Annotated in this window: 7 protein-coding genes; 1 reads left to right on the forward strand and 6 read right to left on the reverse strand. The window is 70.4% G+C overall.

Translation table 11 applies throughout. The features are described from left to right. Positions 1-9: 9 nt before the first annotated feature. Genes HUW53_RS05430 through HUW53_RS05440 form a run of 3 tightly spaced genes read right to left on the reverse strand, consistent with a single transcriptional unit; the run spans position 10 to position 3594 of the window. Positions 10-1005 (reverse strand): class I SAM-dependent methyltransferase, encoded by a 996-nt coding sequence (locus tag HUW53_RS05430; RefSeq protein WP_237344738.1) that lies wholly within the window; start codon positions 1003-1005, stop codon positions 10-12. A gap of 7 nt (positions 1006-1012) precedes the next feature. Continuing rightward, a complete protein-coding gene (locus HUW53_RS05435) occupies positions 1013-2404 on the reverse strand; it encodes a cytochrome P450 (RefSeq protein WP_237344739.1) in 1392 nt (463 codons plus the stop codon). Continuing rightward, positions 2401-3594 carry a glycosyltransferase family 2 protein gene (locus HUW53_RS05440; RefSeq protein ID WP_237344740.1) on the reverse strand — a complete coding sequence of 398 codons (1194 nt, stop codon included), beginning with the start codon at positions 3592-3594 and terminating at the stop codon, positions 2401-2403. The genes HUW53_RS05435 and HUW53_RS05440 overlap by 4 nt, the downstream gene beginning before the upstream one ends. A gap of 769 nt (positions 3595-4363) precedes the next feature. Here HUW53_RS05440 and HUW53_RS05445 point away from each other — a divergent pair. Continuing rightward, positions 4364-5896 (forward strand): LTA synthase family protein, encoded by a 1533-nt coding sequence (locus HUW53_RS05445; RefSeq protein ID WP_237344741.1) that lies wholly within the window; start codon positions 4364-4366, stop codon positions 5894-5896. 315 nt (positions 5897-6211) lie between these two features. On the opposite strand, the gene HUW53_RS05450 is transcribed toward HUW53_RS05445, so the two are convergent. The 3 genes from HUW53_RS05450 to HUW53_RS05470 all read right to left on the reverse strand — a co-directional run bounded on the left by HUW53_RS05450 (position 6212) and on the right by HUW53_RS05470 (position 16477). Then, positions 6212-7501: a glycosyltransferase family 4 protein gene (locus HUW53_RS05450; RefSeq protein WP_237344742.1), complete on the reverse strand. Its 1290-nt coding sequence runs from the start codon at positions 7499-7501 to the stop codon at positions 6212-6214. 76 nt (positions 7502-7577) lie between these two features. Further along, entirely contained in the window at positions 7578-8969 is a 1392-nt protein-coding gene (locus tag HUW53_RS05455) for an aminotransferase class I/II-fold pyridoxal phosphate-dependent enzyme (RefSeq protein WP_237344743.1), read from the reverse strand. Continuing rightward, entirely contained in the window at positions 8966-16477 is a 7512-nt protein-coding gene (locus HUW53_RS05470) for a type I polyketide synthase (protein WP_272903772.1), read from the reverse strand. Before HUW53_RS05470 ends, HUW53_RS05455 begins: the two co-directional genes overlap by 4 nt. Positions 16478-16613: the final 136 nt, after the last annotated feature.

Below are 16613 nucleotides of genomic sequence, written 5' to 3' on the forward strand. Positions count from 1 at the left end.
CGCCCCCGGTCAGAGCGGCTTGCGCGCCACCAGATAGGCGTCGATCGGCCGGGCGGAGGCGGGCATGGAGAGGAACGGGCTCACGATCTTCGCGCCCAGATAGGCCAGCGCGACCGAGGCGTGCCACGACCAGCGGTGGGCGTAGATGCGCGGGTCCGTGGCCTGATCCGTGCGGCGGAACAGGAGCTTGTGCATCCAGAAGAACATGTTCTGGTGCGGGGAGGGCGGCGTCGTGGTCGCCTCCACCACCTCCAGCCCCAATTCCTTGGCGAGGGCGCTGAAGGATTGCGGGTTCCACATGGTCACATGGTGGGGGGGAATGTTGAGGGGAAAGTTGGGCACCTCGGTGAGCGGCGAGGGGTACAGCGGCGCCCCCAGCACCACGAGGCCGCCCGGCTTCACCAGCTTCGCCATCAGCTCCGCATGGCGGCGCGGGTCGGGCACATGCTCGATGACATGGAAGGCGCAGGTCACGTCATAGGCGCCGGGATTCTTTTCCGCGTGCTCCTCCAGGGTCTCGCGGATCACCACGTCGTCCACGTCGGCGCTGGCGTAGGGGTCGAGGCCCACATAGGTCGCATGGGTCAGGTGGCGGCGGAACACGCCGGGTCCGCAGCCGATGTCGAGCACCTTGGCGCCGGCCGGCACATGCTTGGCGGTGTGCACGAAGTCCACGCGCGTGTCCGAGCGGTAGGTGAGGGCGTCGTGCACCTCCCACTTGGTGTAATAGCTGCCGTAGAAGGCGCCGTCGCCCACCACGATGGGGTCGAAATAGACGAGACCGGTGGGGGATTCGTAGAGGCTGAAGCGGTCGATGCCCGCGAGCAGGTGGCTCACGTCCACGCCCTGGCCGATCTTCCAGATATCCTGGACCAGTTCCTTCGACATGGACTGGATGCGCCGCACCGGCGGCAGGCCGGTGATGGGGCAGGGCAGGGCACCGGCCAGCGCGGGATCGGGCTTCGTCTTCTGCGGCTTGGGCTTGGTCGTCTGGATGTCGGACACGAGCAGGTCAGCTCCGTTGAGCGGATGATGCAGGCGCGGCGCGCGGCGTGACGGTGAGCACGATGTCTGGCTCGGGCCGCGAGGTCAGGTTGCCGAGAGGAAGGGGCTCGGCGCCCGCTGTCAAGCCAAACCGCAGGCGCGTGAGCAGCAGCCGGGTGATCTCCGCCATCTCGATATTGGCGAATTGCGCGCCCGGACACACCCGCGCGCCCATGCCGAACGGGATGAAGGCGGTGCGGGCCGGCAGCTCCGGCGTCTCCAGCCAGCGCTCGGGCCAGAAGGTGTCGGGCTTCTTCCAATAGGCGCGATGCCGGTGCAGCACGCGCGGCGCCACCACGATGAAATTGTCCTTGGGCAGGGTGCGGTTCTCGAGCGCCACCTCTTCCTTGTTCTCGCGCAGGAAGAAGCCGATGGGCGGGTAAAGCCGCAGCGCCTCTTGGGTCAGCGCCGAGAGCACGTCCTCGCCGGTGGCGCCGGCGAAGCGGGCCGATTTGTCGTCCGCCACCTGTGTGCCGGGCGCCGCCGCCACCGCCTGCGCCGCCGCGTCCTGCAGGGCGGAATCGCCGGCGAGCACATGACAAAGCCAGCTCAAGGTCGAGGCGGTGGTCTCGTGGCCCGCCAGCAGCATCACCGCGATCTCGTCGAGCGCCCGCTCGTCGTGGCCGGGCGCGGCATATCCGGCATCCGCCAGGGCGCGGGAGAAGATGGCCTCGTCGCCGTCGCGGCCGAGGGGGGCGGACAGGAAGCGTTCGCGCATGAGGGCGCGCATCTCGGCGCCGATCTCCTCGAGGCCGAGCTCGTGGATGATGCGGGCGCGGGTCGCCTCGTCCGCGTGGGCGAGCAGCAGCAAGGTGGCCTTGGCGCGCTGGTGGTAGATGGAGAACAGGTCGGTGAAGCGCTGGGATTCCTCAGCGGTGAAGCGCCGGCCCATGGTGCACACCGACACCACGTCCACCGTCAGGCGCGAGAGATCCACGCCCACCGGGGCCGGTGCGCCCTTCCGGGCCAGCCAGCCGTCCATGTACTCCTGGGTCAGGGTCCGGGTGACCTCGGCGATGTGCGCGGGCGGGATGGCCGCGAGCGCGCGGGCCAGAACGCGCCGGGTCTCCTTGACCGTGTCGCCGCCCGGCTGGCCGAACACGCCTTCGCCGATCAGCGGCTTGAGCAAGGCGTGGAGCACGGTGCTCTTGGGGAATTTGCCGGCACGGTCCAGCATTACCGCCTCGGCGGTGGCGTTGTCGCTCACCAGGGCCATGCGGCGGAACGGCAAGGTGAACACGGTCTGCCAGCCCACCAGCGGCTTGCCGCCGAGGAGCAGCATGGGGTCGCCCAGAAAGCGGCCGGCGATCTTGGCCGCGAAGGGCAGCCGGCCGAAGGTGCCGGCGAACGCCCGGATCAATGTGAGAATGGCCGTCTCCTCTTCACCCGGATGCGATCAGGCCCCTGGACATCGTAGGTCACATGCCCCCATCGCACGGTCCGGGTCCAGGCCGCCCCGAGGATGACGCTGAAATGGAAGGCGTCGGCCACAGGTTGCACGATCCCGAGCGCGAGCTGACCGAGACGAACCGACGCAGGGTCGGGAACCTCGGCCCAGGCGGCCACCACGCCGACCAGGTATTGTTTCGCGAAACCCAGCACCGACAAGGTGAGAAGCGCGCTGACCGCCCATTCGGCGAAGGGCGAGGCGGTGGCGATCAGAGCGACCCCAGCCGCCCAGGCGCCGAGCCGGAGGCCGATGAGCAGAAGGGCCAGCCGCCACAGCCACGGGCGATAGATGTGGCAGATCTGATATTGCCGCCGGGCGAAGCGCCATGCGGGGATAAGGCGCAGGTCCGACGGCGAGGCGACGAGCATGGAGCCGCGCGTCACCAGCTTGAGCCCGCTCTCGGCGGCCTGGCGGGACACGGAGAGGTCGTCGGAGAGGGTATGGTCCAGGCTGCCGCGCAGGTTCATATGGGCGGCGGAATCCACCGAAATGGCCATGCTGCCGCCCCAGACCACCCGCGTGCCGTCGCGGTCGAGGCGCGGGGTGAGCGTTACCGCCCGGTCCACCGCCGTCACCAGATGCGCCCCGAGGCGCGGCGCGGTCACCTGCTGCCAGCGATGGCCGGTCACAAGGTGAAAATCCTCATAGAGGATGGGCGCCACCAGTCCCGACAGCCAATGGATGCTCGGGCGGATGTCTCCATCCATGAGTGCGATCATGTCGTCGTTCACGTCGATCTGGTCGAGGGCCACCTGCTGGTTGTGGCACTTCTGCGCCTGGTCGGTGGCCGGCCCGGCGACGACGACTTCAATGGGGAAGGGTGCGTCCTGGACCATGGTGCGGGCCGCGCCGCAGGCCGGGTCGTCCTCCGATTCCACCGAGATGATGAGCCGGCGCGGCGGCAGGGTCTGTTCCGCCAGCAGTCGCACCAGCTCGCCGAGCTGGGGCACCGCCCCGGTCAGCGGCAGGATCACGCTGACCCGCGCCCGCGCTGGTTCCTTGGGCAGATGCATCCACAGCATCTTGCGGACGGCGGAGGCCACGGAGGCGACGCTCATGGCGAGGCCCAGCACAACCACGGTGACGAGCAGAACGTCCAAGATCAAGCACCCAATTGCGTGCCGAGGCCATGCGTGCGCCGGGGGGATCGCTGCCGGCGGGCGGCCTTTCCCCGGCGGGCGCGGTTGCCGTCCGCCCCGGTGGCGGTGGGCGTGCCTCGTAGATGGTGAATGTGCGGGCGGCCCCGCGGTGATGATGTGGGGGCGGACACGCCGCCGTCCATCCGTCGAAAATGGCTCGGCTGCAAGGCCCCGGCGGTGGGGCCGGGCACGGTGCCGATGACGGGCCGGCACGCGTGGCCTTTTCGCATCGGTGACGCGGATTCCCTTATGCAGGACGGAGCATGCGCGCGGCGACAAGCAAGCTTCGGCTCCGATGCGCCGCACGCTGCCGCTGGACGGGAGCGGTGTGGCCGGGCCGACAGGGCGAAGTCTGACATGCACGCGCTCATTTGCCGATCATGGCCACGAATCCAGGTACCCAGCGGAGGACATACGGGGAAGCGGCGGAAGCCATAGCACAAGAGTCCCCGTCTTCAATTTGATTTCGCCCCGGGGTTGGTCCCGGACCGGTGAACCTCCGGCGGTGGCGTGGGTGTCATCCCGCCGTTCCCGAAACCTGTTACGCACCCGCAGGCCGCAGCAGGGTGGAGCGGGTCCGGCCGCATTTTGCGGGTTGACGGAACGAGGGCGGATCGCCCACACGCTATGTGGAAACCCAATTTCGCCCGATGGCGAATGTATTCGCCTGGCGACGGCGGCGATGTGGCGCGGGGGGATCCCTCTCCTGCTGAGCGGGGGCGATGGCGGTATGATCCAAGCGACGGTGGCTGTCGGCGTGTCCGCTGGGGTGCTCGCCGCTTTGGTGTGCGACCTCATGGAGCGGGTGTTCACGCCCTCGCCGCGGCGGGCGGGAGCGGTGGGCCGCTACCTGGCGCTGCGCCTTGCCGCCTTCGCCGTGCTGTTCCTGTTCTGGCTGGCCCTTTCGGCGCGCGAGGCGTTCGCGGCGACGGCGAGCATCATCACCACGGCGGTGTTCCTGGTGATCTCGGGCGAGAAGACGCGATATCTGAAAGAGCCGTTCGTCATCACCGATTTCGCCTTCCTGACCCATCTCGTGCGGCATCCCGACCTGTTCTATCTCGGCTGGCGCAAGACGGTCGGGGTATTCGCGGCCATCGGTGGGCTCGTGGCCTTCATCGTCGGCTGGATGATTCTGGAGCCGCGGACCCTGACCTGGGCCGGGCAGGGCATCGCCTTTGGCGTGCTCCTGCTGCTGTTTGGCCTCGCCTTCGCCGTCCCGCGTCTGCTGCTGGCGCCGTGGCCGCAGGCGCTCGGCCTCGTCTCCCTGGAGCCGGCGCGGGTATTTGTCTCGCGCCTCGGGCTGGTACCCTCGCTCATGGTGTCGGGGCTGGCGCTGCGCGCCTTCCCCGCGCCGGCGCCCCGCCCGATCCGCGCGCCGGCCGCCAACGGCAGCCCCGCCGCGGCGCATGTGGCTGACGCCCGCTCGGCTTATGACGCGGTGGTCGTGATCCAGTCGGAATCCTTCTACGACCTTCGGCGCCAGGGCGTGATGCTGGACCTTGCCGGCCTTGACGCCCTCAAGGGGCGGGCGCTGGCCCATGGGCGGCTGGTGGTGCCGTGTTATGGCGCCTACACCTTGCGACCGGAGTTCGCGGTCTCCACCGGCCTTGCGTTCGCCGACCAGGGGGTGGACCGATTCCATCCCTATCTGCGGGCGCGGCGCTTCGCCGGCCATGCCCTGCCGGGGGAGCTGGTGGCCGACGGGTGGGACACCATGTTCATCCACCCTTACGATCCGCATTTCTTCAGTCGCGCGCGCGCCGTCCCCCTGCTGGGCTTTCAGCGCTTCCTTACCGAGGCGGATTTTCAGGGCAAGGAGCGGTTCGGGCCTTATGTGGCCGATGCCGCCGTGGGGCAGCGCATGCGCGCGGAGATCGCCGCCGCGCGCGACAAGGCGCGCCCGCTCTACATCATGGCGGTGACCATGGAGGCGCACGATCCCTACGGCGCCGGCCGCCTGCCGGAGACCGACGACCCGCTCGAGCAATATTGCCGCCACGCGGCCCATGCCGATGCGCTGCTCGCCAGCACCGTGGAGGCGCTCGATGCGCTCACCGAGCGCTCGTTGCTGGTGTTCTATGGCGACCACGCGCCGCTCTTGCCCGGCTTCGACATGCTCGCCGACGATCCGCGCACTGATTACATCGTCATCGAGTGCGGCCACGGCGCGGCGCGGGGCGGCGCCGGCGGCGCGGCGCCGGGGGACTGCGCCCCGGACGGGCTCAATGCCATCCTGCGGCGGATGCTGGGGCGGGAATAGTGCATTTTCAAGCGAAGTGGATCCCGGTTCGCGTGAAGAAAATGCGCCAGCGAAAAGTTTTATGCATTTTCAAGCGAAGTGGATCCCGGTTCGCGTGAAGAAAATGCGCCAGCGAACAGTTTTGTGCATTTTCAAGCGAAGTGGATTCCGGTTCGCGTGACGAAGCGCGGGAATGCCAAGGCCATGGAACGATGCCTCGGAACGATGCCCCTCGGAACGATGGCTTGAAGCGATTGTCGGGCATCCGTACGCGCGGACGACGCGCCGGGGCTTCATGGTTCGGACGGCGCGAACATGCCGGCCGCGGCGCGCCGGTCAGGGGGCGAGGCCGAGGATGAGGGCGTCGGTGGCGGCGAAATGCTGTGCCCAGGTGGGCACGCGGAAGCCCGGCAGGGCCGCCACCTGGGCCGCGCGCGCCACCGACTGCGGGGCGCCGAAGTCCGCGATGGCCGCCATCCAGCCGAGCCCGTCGATGGGGTCGCGATAGCAGGGGAGGTCCCCGGCGATCTCTTGAAATACGGGCAGGTCCGAGGCGATGACCGGCACGCCGAGCGCCAGCGCCTCGGCCAAGGGCAGTCCGTAGCCCTCCGCGAACGAGGGAAAGAGCATGGCCCGCGCGCCCTGCAACAGGCGCTTCAGGTGTCCGTCCGGCAGGCGGTTGCATTCAAAGACGTGGGGCTTGAGGCCGGTGGCGCGGTCGAGCAGGTCGAGGATGTTCTCATTCTCCCAGCCGCGCCGGCCCACCAGCACCAGTTTGGGGGTGGCGGCGCCCTTAAGCTCCGCGAGGCGCCGCCACACATGCAGCAGCAGCAGGTGGTTCTTGCGCGGCTCGATGGTGCCCAGCATCACGAAATAGGGATGGCCCGCAACCGGCGGCGGCGCATCGGCGGGCGATTGAAATTTCGCCTCGATGCCCAGCAGGCTCACGATGCCGGGCGGCAGGGCGCGCCCCTTGCGCCGGGCGAAGGCGGCCATGGCCTCTTCCGTGTCGCGCGAATTGTAGATGATGGCGGCGGCGGTGTTCAGCACCTGCGACATGCGCGCGTCGTGCTTGGCCTCGTCGCCCTCCCGCACATATTCGGGGTGGGTCAGGGGAATGAGGTCGTGGATGAGATAGACCGGCTTCCAGCCGCGCGCGCGCGCGAGCTGCTCGACCTCGCCGGGAAAGGTCAGTCCCTCGTGCGACACGTTGAGATAGACCGCCCCGCGCCCCACCGGCCGGCTCAGCGCCCCGGTGATCCCCGCGCCGGGGGAGAACAGGGTGGCAAACAGAGGGCGGATGTCGGGTGCCGGTGGCGCCCGGCGGGCCGGGGGCGCCGCGAGGGCGCCCGCCGGCAGGCCGAGAAAGCGCTCCAGCCGCGCGATCTCGTCCGTTTTCGCTGCCGCGTCCGCCCCCTCCCATCGCGCCGCGAGGGTGGCGAGGAAGCGCGGCACCGCCGCCGGTCGCAGGGGCCAGACATGGGACCGGTAGCGCACGATGTAGTGCACGTCCGCCGGCACCTGGAGGAGGTGGAGCGCATAGGCGAGTTCCACCCGGTCGATGCCCGTGGGGGTGAACTGAAGGGCGCGCCGGAAGATGCGGGTGATGTCCATCAGGATCGTCATCGCATCTCCTTCACATCATGGCCCGACGCGGCGCGACGCGTGCCGGATGCCGCGTGCCGTCTTGGCGGCAAGCGCGTCAGCCGCGGGCGGCGCCGGCGCCGCCTTCCAGCATGTCCGAGATGCCGGCGAAGGCGAGCTTGCGGATGAACACGTCGGTATTGGGTAGCTCTTCCTTCAGGATCGCCACGGTGGCGTCGATCTGCTCGGGCGTGTGCGCGGCGGTCACGAAGAAGCGCAGGCGCGCGGCCTTGTTCGGCACCGCCGGATGGATGATGGGCAGCACGTTCACGCCGCGATCCAGCATCAGGTTCGACAGCACCACGGCCTTCAGGGAATCGCCGACGATGACCGGCACGATGGCATGGCCATCGGCGGCTCCGGTGTCGAGCCCGGCCGCCTTGGCGGCGGCCAGGAACTGGGCGCTGTTGGCCTGGAGCCGCGCCACCCGCTCCGGCTCCTGCCGCATCAGCCGCAGGGCGGTGAGGGCCGCGAGGGTTGCCGGGGCCGACAGGCCGACCGAATAGACGAAGCCCGGCGCCGACAGCTTCAGATAGTCCACCAGGTCTTTTGACCCGGCGATATAGCCGCCGCAGCTCGCCAGGGTCTTGGAGAGGGTGCCCATCCAGATGTCGACGGCCTTGGGGTCGAGGCCCTGGGCCTCGAACACGCCGAGGCCCTTCGGCCCCAGCACGCCCAGGCCGTGGGCCTCGTCCACCATCAGCCACGCGCCATAACGCTGCTTGAGGTCGATGAGGCGGGCGAGGTCGGGGGCGTCCCCGTCCATGGAATAATTGCCCTCCACCACGATCAGGGCGCGGCCGTAGCTGGCGCGCTCGGCCGCCAGCATGGTCTCCAGGGCGTCGAGATCGTTGTGGGCGAACCAGCGCCGGTGGGCGCGGGAGAGCTGGGCGCCGACGATGGCGCTGTTGTGCATCAGCTCGTCGTGGAACACCACGTCGCGCGGACCGACCAGGGTGCCGATGGTGGCGACGTTGGCGGCGTGCCCGCTCACATAGACGATGGCGTCCTCGGCCCCGTAGACGTCCGCCAATTCGCGTTCGAAAGTGCGATGAAAGGCACGCTCGCCGGCCACGATGCGGCTCGCCGACACGCTGGTGCCGAAGGCATCCACCGCCCCGTGGGCGGCGGCCATCACTTCGGGTGCGCCGTTGAGGCCGAGATAGTCGTAGGAGGCGAAGTTGATGACCTCCTTGCCGTCGATGACGGAGGTGGCGCCGGCCCGAGCCTCGTGGGTGCGGAAGAAGGGGTTGGGAATGCCGAACGCGTTGGTGGCCGCGTGCATGAGCTTCAATTGCTCGAAGCCCGGCAGGGTGGCGAACGAGGTATCATAGTGGGGCGTCGCGGCCGTGGCCGGGGCGGCGACGCCGGGAGATGCACTGCGCATCCGGTTCAGCAGCGCCGCCTTGGCGTCGGCGGAAAGACGTCCCTGATTGTTGGTGCCGCTCACAGAATGCCTCCGCTGGCGTGCTCGCGCTCGCTCACCACCTTCGCGCTCAGCCGCGCGATGGCGTCCTTGTCGAGGTCGAGGTCCACATGCTTGTCCATGATGCCAGCCTCGGCGATCACCTGCTCGGCGGAGGAGCCGGTGGCCTCGGCACTGCCGCGTACCTGCTGCAGCACCTTGTCCGCCACGTCCATGAGCGTGGAGCCGGCGCCCAGCGCCAGCACCGGCAGTTCCACCCCGAACCGGCGCTGCACTTCCATGTCGAGCTCAAGGCTCATCAGGGAGTCCATGCCGATGTCCATCAGCGGACGGGTCAGGTCCACCGCTTCCAGCGGCAGGCGCAGGATCTTGCCGATTTCCTCCGCCAGCAGGCGGGCGATGGTGAGCCGCGCCTCATGGTCGCTCTGGCCGGAAATGAGGCTTTCGAGGTCGGAGCTCTTGCCGAGCGTGCGCTCGCCGCGCCCATCGGTCAGCAGGCCGGTGAAGGTAGGCGCCTTCACCAGGGCCAGCTCGCCGGCGGTGGACCAGTCGATATAGGCGCAGGTCACGGCCGGCGGGTGGATGGCGTCGCCCTCGGACAGGAACGCCCCGAGGTGCTTCAGCGCGGTGGCGGAGGCCATGGCGTGGCGGCCGATGCGGCGCTTCAGCTTCTCGTTGATGGCGGTCTCGCGGGCGAGCACGCCCACGTCCGAAATGGCGCCCCATGACACCGCCAGCGCCGGCAGGCCGGCGGCCCGGCGATCGCGCGCAAGACCCTCCAGGAAGGCGTTGGCGGCGACATAATTGCCCTGCCCCGGATTGCCCACCAGAGTGGTGGCCGAGGAGAACATCACGAAATAATCGGGCGCCGCCTCGGGCTTCAGGGTGCGGGTGGCGGCGTCGAGGTGGCTCGCGCCCTCGATCTTCGGCGCCAGCACCTTTTCGAAGCGCGCGGCGGAAAGGTCGCGCAGCAGGCCGTCGTCCAGCACCATGGCCGCATGAACCACGCCGCTGAGCCGCCCGTAGCGGGCGACGAGCCCGTCCACGAACCGCTGCACCGCGCCGGCATCGCGCACGTCGAGGCTTTCGGAGGTCAGCGTCACGCCGCGCGCCGCGAGGGCGGCGGCGCGGGCGGCGGCGTCCGGCGTCAGCGTGCCGCTGCGCGAGGCCGCGACGATGGCGGTGGCGCCATGGTCGGCCAGCCACATGGCGGTTTCAAAGCCGAAGCCGCCGGTGCCGCCCACCACCAGGTGCACGCCATCCGGTGCCGCGCGGAACGGCGCCGGGGTTTCCGCGACCGGCGGCGGGGCGGCCGGGGGCGTGAGCAGGATCTTGCCCACGTGTCCGGCGCCCTGCATGAGGCGGAACGCTTCCGGGGCGCTGTCGGCGGCAAACTCGCGATAGGGCAGGGGCGTGAACGTCCCGTCCGCCAGCAGCCGCACCAGATCGCCGAACAAGTCCTGGAGCGCGTCCGGCCGGGCTGCGATGAGCTGGTCGGTATCGACGCCGAAATAGGAGAGGTTGCGGGCGAACGGGCGCAGGCCGATCTCGGTATTGCCGATGTAATCGCGCTTGCCCAATTCCACGAAGCGACCGAACGGCTTCAGCACGGAAATGGAACGCTCCATGGCCTCGCCGGCCAGGGAGTTCAGCACCACATCCACCCCACCGATGGCGGCGCGGATGTCGTCCACGAACGCGAGCGAGCGGGAATCGAGCACCAGGTCGGCCCCCGCCAGGGTGGCCAGGGCGCGCTTCTCCGGCGTGCCGGCGGTGGCGACGATGCGGGCGCCGAGCCACTTGGCGATCTGGAGCGCGGCAAGGCCGACGCCCCCGGCGGCGCCGTGGACCAGCACCCATTCCCCGCGCTTCAGGCGGGCCTGGGTAACGAGGCCATACCAGGCGGTAAGGAAGGCCACCGGAATGGTCGCCGCCGCCTTCAGGGGCACATTGTCCGGCACCGGCATGGCCATGCTGGCCGCGACCACCACATGGGAGGCGAAGGCGGCGGGGGCGAAGGCCATGACCCGGTCGCCCACCTTCACGCCGGTCACGCCGGAGCCGACGCGCGAGACCACGCCGGAGCATTCAAAGCCGAGCGAGGGGCCGGTGAAGCCGTTCTCCAGCATCTCGTCGCCGATGACGCCCTGGGCGAACATCACGTCACGGAAGTTGAGGGCGCTCGCGGCCACCTCGATCTCCACGGCGTCCGCGGCCACATGGGCGCGCGGGGCGCCGACCCAGGTGAGGCGATCCATGGAGCCGGGCCGCGACACGAGGCGCGACATGGTGGTGGTGGCTTCGCCCACGGGAAGGCTCGCCTGCCGCGCCGCGGTGCCGGTGGAGGTGCGCACCGCGCCCACCGGCCCCGCGCCGATCACCAATTCCCGTTCGTCCGGCGCCGTCAGCAGCAGCGCGGTGAGGCGGCCAGCGGCGGTATCCGCATCCAGCTCCGGCGCCACATCCACGAGGCGCAGGTCGAGATCGGCGAACTCGTTGATGGCGACCCGTCCATAGCCCCAGCAGGCGCTCGCAAGCGGGGTGCCGGCCACGGGCGCGCCGCCGCGGGTGAGGCCCCACACCTCGGCCTTGCCGGCGTGCGCACGCACCGCCTCCAGCAGCGCCGTGGTGCGGGTGAACAGCGCGGCCAGCGCCGCCGGGTCGGCGGTTGCGGGGATCAGCGGGTGAACCACCAGGGTGCGATGGTCGCCGGAGCCGGCCAGCAGGTCCGACCAGAGCGGGCCAGCGGCCTCGACCCGGTGGAGCGCAGCCACATGCCCCGAACCGTCGATGGCGATGATGAGGGTGGCGGCAGCGGCGCTGTGGCCGAATTCCAGCGCCAGAGCCTCGGCCAGCGCCGCTTCGGCGGCGGGGGTGTCCGTATCCGGCAGGGGCACGCGGGCGAGCAGCACATCCACGGCGGCCTCGGGCCGGACGCAGCGGCGCGTCTTCACGCCCAGAAGGCCGGTGGAGGCCAGCCGCTGGGCGGTCTCGCTCATGGGGCGCAGCGCGCTGGCGCCGTCCTTCTGGGGATCGGCGGCGGCGGTGATGAGGGCGGCGAGCGGATGGCTCTCCATCTGGAGGACCGCCAGCAGGCCGCCTCCCGAGACGCGTTTGGCCAGCCGCGCGGCCAGGCCCTCGGTCTCCAGCACCAGCGGGCGCGGGTCACCGACGATCACCACGTCGTAACGCGCCTCGGCACCGTCATCGGTGGCCGCCGGCGCCAGCAGGGGCGCGAGCGCCGGGTGACGGGCGGCCAGCGCCTCGCGGCTCGTGGCGTCGACCCCGTCCACGGCGAGGCGGATGCGGCCCGACTGCGCCAGTGGGAGCAGCGCCAGTGCCAGCACCCCGGTCCGTTCCACCACCAGCACGCGGGCGGGCGTGGCGCGGTCCAGATCGCTCTTCAGGTCGCTGACGAGGGCGAACGCGGTGTTTTGCAGCGCCCGCGCCCCCGGCGCTGCGGTTTCCCAGTGTTCGAGCAGGGCGCCGGTGAGGCGCAGGGGCGCGCCTTTCGCAAGATGGGACGGCAGGGCGTCGGCAAGATAGGCACCGAGGGTGACTTCCGCGGCCCGCTCCGGCGCGTCGCGCAGCACTTCGGCCAGGATGCTGGCGCTGTCGGGCAGGCCGCTGTCCGCGGCCACGGTCCACACCTGCCCCTCGCGGGCGGCAAGGCCACCGCTCGCGAGGATCGCCAGCAAGGCGAGGAGCGTCGGGCGGGCATCATCGGCGAGAATGCCGCGTTCCACCAGATCGTCGGCGTTCACGGCTGCAAGCTGCGTGGTCTCGCCCTTCAACAGGCCGGTGACCGCCTCGTGGGCGAGGGCGGTGCTGAACGCGTTCAGCAGAATGAAGGCATCGCCGGCGTCCGCGCTGTCGTCGAGGCCGCTGAAGGCGGCTTCCACCTGCTCCACGACCGCGATGTCGGCGACCGCGGCCGGCAGGGCTTCCACATGCTGGCGGTAGTCGGTTTCCGCCTCCGCCATGTTGGAGAGGGTGGCGGCGCGCAGGCGGGCGCCGTCGAGACGGGCCACCAGCCCGCCTTCGGCGTCGAGCAGGCGAATGTCGAGCAGCAGCGAACGCGCGCTGGAACGCACCACCAGCAACTCGGCCCGCGCCACCGGCGCCGTGGAGAATACATGCAGCGCCCCGAACCGCGCCGGCAGATAGACCCGCCCGTCGTCGAGGCTCGCCGGGTCCACCGCCAGCAGCAGGCCGTGCAGGCAGGCGTCGAGCACGGTGGGGTGCAGCACATGCCGGCCACCGAAGGCGCCCTGGTCGGCGTGCTCGCCCATCAGTTCCAGGGTGATGGTGCGCCCGCGCTTCGTCGCCTCGGTCACCAGCCGGAACTGAGGCCCATAGTGCAGGCCCATGCGGTCGGCGGCGGCGTAGAGATCGTCCGCCGTCATCGGCAGGACGGGGGCATCGGCGGGCTCGTCCGCCGGCGGGCGGCCGGTGGGGGAGGAGGCGGAGGGCGCCAGATGGCCGCGCGCGTTCAGCGTCCAGTCGGTGGTCAGGCGCGGACGGCTCAGGATCTCGACGAGGCCGGTGGGCGACACGCGGACCAAGCTTTCGCGGCCCCCCTCGTCACCGAGGGCGAGGGCGTGGAGGATGTCGAACTCTTCCAGCGCCAGCGGCACGTCGCCGTGAATCTCGCGGCCGGCGGCCAGCGCCATTTCGGCCAGCGCGGCGGCGGGCACCACCACCGTGTCGTTGACCTGATGGTCGGCCAGATAGGGCACGATCTGCGGATCGACGAGGCCGTGCCATTCCTGGGAATCCTGCCGCAGGCGGGCACCGAGCAGCGGGTGAACCCGATGGCTGCCGCCCACGTCGGCGGCCTCGATGGTGTCGGGAACGAGGATGGTCTGCCGCTGCCAGGGGGTCAGCGGCAATTGCACCCCACCCAGAGGTCGCGGCGTGCCGAACAGGGTGTCGCGCGCCACCGGCGCGCCTTCCACAAAGCACGACAGCAGGGTGTGAAGAACCGGGTCGCGGTGGGACGGCGCCTTCTCCTGGAGGGAGCCGAGCACCACATGGCTGCCGGACAGGGGCTCCAGGGTTTCGCGCATGTGGCCGGTGAGCACCGGGCGCGGGCCCATCTCCAGGAAGATGTCGATCTTTTCGCGCTCGGCGGCGCTCACCACCGCATCGGCGAACAGCACCGGCTCGCGCACATTGTGCCACCAATATTCGCCGTCGAGGCCGCTGGTGTCGATCAGCGCGCCGGTCACCGTCGAGAAGAAGGGGATGGAGCCCGCGCGCGGAGAGAGCCCCTTCAGGGCCTCGCGCAGGGGCGCCTCCACCGGCGCCATCAGCGGCGAATGGAACGGATAGTCGAGATCCATCCGCTTGCCGGCGATGCCGTTCTTGCGCGCGCGGCGCAGCAGCGCCTCAAGCTCCGCGCGGGGGCCGGCGATGGTGACCACGCTCGGGCTATTCACGGCGGCGACCACCATGCCGGGCGCGTCGGAGGCCGCGATGAGGGCGTTCGCATCCGCCTTGGAGGCCATCAGCACCGCCATGGTGCCGGTGCCGCGGGCGGGCTCCTGGAGCTTGGAGCGCCAATAGATGACGTCCACCGCGTCCTTCAGGTCGAGCGCGCCGCTGATGTAGGCGGCCGGGATTTCGCCCACGCTGTGGCCCAGCACGGCGGACGGCTGGCAGCCATAGGCCATCAGGCTTTCCGCGAGGGCGACGCCGATGGCGAACAGCAGCGGCTGCGCCACCTCGGTGGCCGCCACCCGGTCCTGATCGGCCGGGGTCTCGAGCGCCTCGGCGATGGACCAGCCGGCGCGCGGCATGAAGAAACCGTCGATGCGGGCGATGGAGTCGCGAAAGGCCGCGTTCTTCACATGGGCGGTGCGGCCCATGCCCACATATTGCCCGCCGTTGCCGGCGAACACGAAGGCAACGCGGGCCGCGCGGTCGCAGACGCCGTTGACGATGCCGGGTTCGGGCTGGTCCTCCGCGAAGCGGCGCAGGGCCGGCGCGAGCGGCATGCCGGTGTCCAGGGGCAGCGCCAGCCGATGCGCCAGCGGCGCGCGGCCGTGGGCGGTGGCATTGGCGAGGGTGGCGGCGTCGGCGCCGGCCTCGATCGCCTGCGCATAGGCGTCCGCCAGCTCGGCCAGCGCCTTGCGGCTGGTGGCCGAAAGGGCGAGGGCGGCCGGCAAGGTGGCGTCGTCGGCCACGGCCGGGGCGTCGATCTCGCTTGCCTGTGGCAGGCGCACCACCGCATGGGCATTGGTGCCGCCGAAGCCGAAGGAGGAGACCGCCGCCGCGTTCGCGCCCTCGGGCAGGGGCACCGGCGCCTGGGCCGGCGACAGGTTCAGCGCATCGAATGGGATGCTTTCGTTCACCTCGTCCAGGTGGAGCGAGGCGGGCAGAACCCGATGGTCCAGCGCCAGCAGCGACTTGAGCAGGCCCGCGAGGCCCGATGCCGGCTCCAGATGGCCGAGGTTCGACTTCACCGAGCCGATCGGCAGCGGCGCGGAACGGCGCCGGCCGATGGCATTGCCGATGGCGTTGGCTTCGGCCGGATCACCGACGCGGGTGCCGGTGCCGTGGGCTTCCACGAAGGCGAGCGCATCGGGGTCTATGCCGCGCGCGGCATAGACGGTCTCGATCAGGGCCTGCTGGGCACTGGTGTTGGGCAGGGCGATGCCCACCGTGCGCCCGTCGGAATTGGTGCCGGTGCCCAGCACCACCGCGCGCGGTGGCTGGAGGGTGCCACGGGTGGCGTCGAGCCGGCGCAGCACCATCGCGACGGCGCCTTCCGAGCGCACATAGCCATCGGCCTGCGCCGAGAACGGGCGGCAGCGGCCGGTGGGGGACAGCATGCCGGCGCGGGCGAAGCCCACGAAATTGTAGGGGCTGGCGAGAATGTTCACGCCCGCCACCACGGCCACTTCCACCTCGCCGCTCTCGATGGCGCGCACCGCCCGGTCGAACGCCACCAGGGACGAGGAACAGGCGGTGTCGATGGTCAGGCTCGGCCCGGTGAAGCCGAACGCGAACGAAATGCGGTTCGAGATGATGGAGAGCGCGTTGCCGGTGACGAAGTGCGGGTCGATGGAGCACACGTCGGCGGCGAACCGCACCGAATAATCGAGGGAGGAGGCGCCAACGAACACGCCCACCGATTTCCCCTCGACCTCCGACAGCGGCAGGTTGGCGTGCTCGAACGCCTCGCGCGTCAGCTCCAGGAGGATGCGCTGCTGCGGGTCCACCTGCTCCACCTCGCGCGGGGAGAGGCCGAACGCGCCGGCGTCGAAATCATAGATGTTGTCGAGAACGCCGGCGGCGAACGTATAGGTTCGGCCAGGCTCGCCCGAGCGCGGGTGCAGGAAGCGCTCCTTCGCCCACCGGTTGGGGCTGATCTCGGTGACGGCGCACCGCCCTTCCGACAACAGGGACCAGAAGGCGTCCACGTTCGCAGCCCCCGGCAGCCGGCAGGCGTAGCCCAGAATGGTTGCAACGTGGGTCGATCCAGTCTCGGGCATCGGCGTCTGGGCACGGCTGATGCGGTTCGTCATACATTCCCTCTTCGCCCCGGATCCGCCGCGGCCCGACGTACCCAACTTCAATCGTCATCCGCTCGAGCAGGGGAGGGATGCCGTATTCCCGTCCCCGCCTTGGCATCGGGCCCCGCCGGAACCGGCGTTCGCCCCA

It is taken from the genome of Xanthobacter agilis, from assembly GCF_021730435.1.
Taxonomy (GTDB): domain Bacteria; phylum Pseudomonadota; class Alphaproteobacteria; order Rhizobiales; family Xanthobacteraceae; genus Xanthobacter; species Xanthobacter agilis.

Bases quoted from the DNA above. Each gene is read 5' to 3' on its own strand.
- HUW53_RS05445 (WP_237344741.1), top strand. From the start codon at position 4,364: ATGATCCAAGCGACGGTGGCTGTCGGCGTGTCCGCTGGGGTGCTCGCC.
- HUW53_RS05450 (WP_237344742.1), bottom strand. From the start codon at position 7,501: ATGACGATCCTGATGGACATCACCCGCATCTTCCGGCGCGCCCTTCAG.
- HUW53_RS05470 (WP_272903772.1), bottom strand. From the start codon at position 16,477: ATGACGAACCGCATCAGCCGTGCCCAGACGCCGATGCCCGAGACTGGA.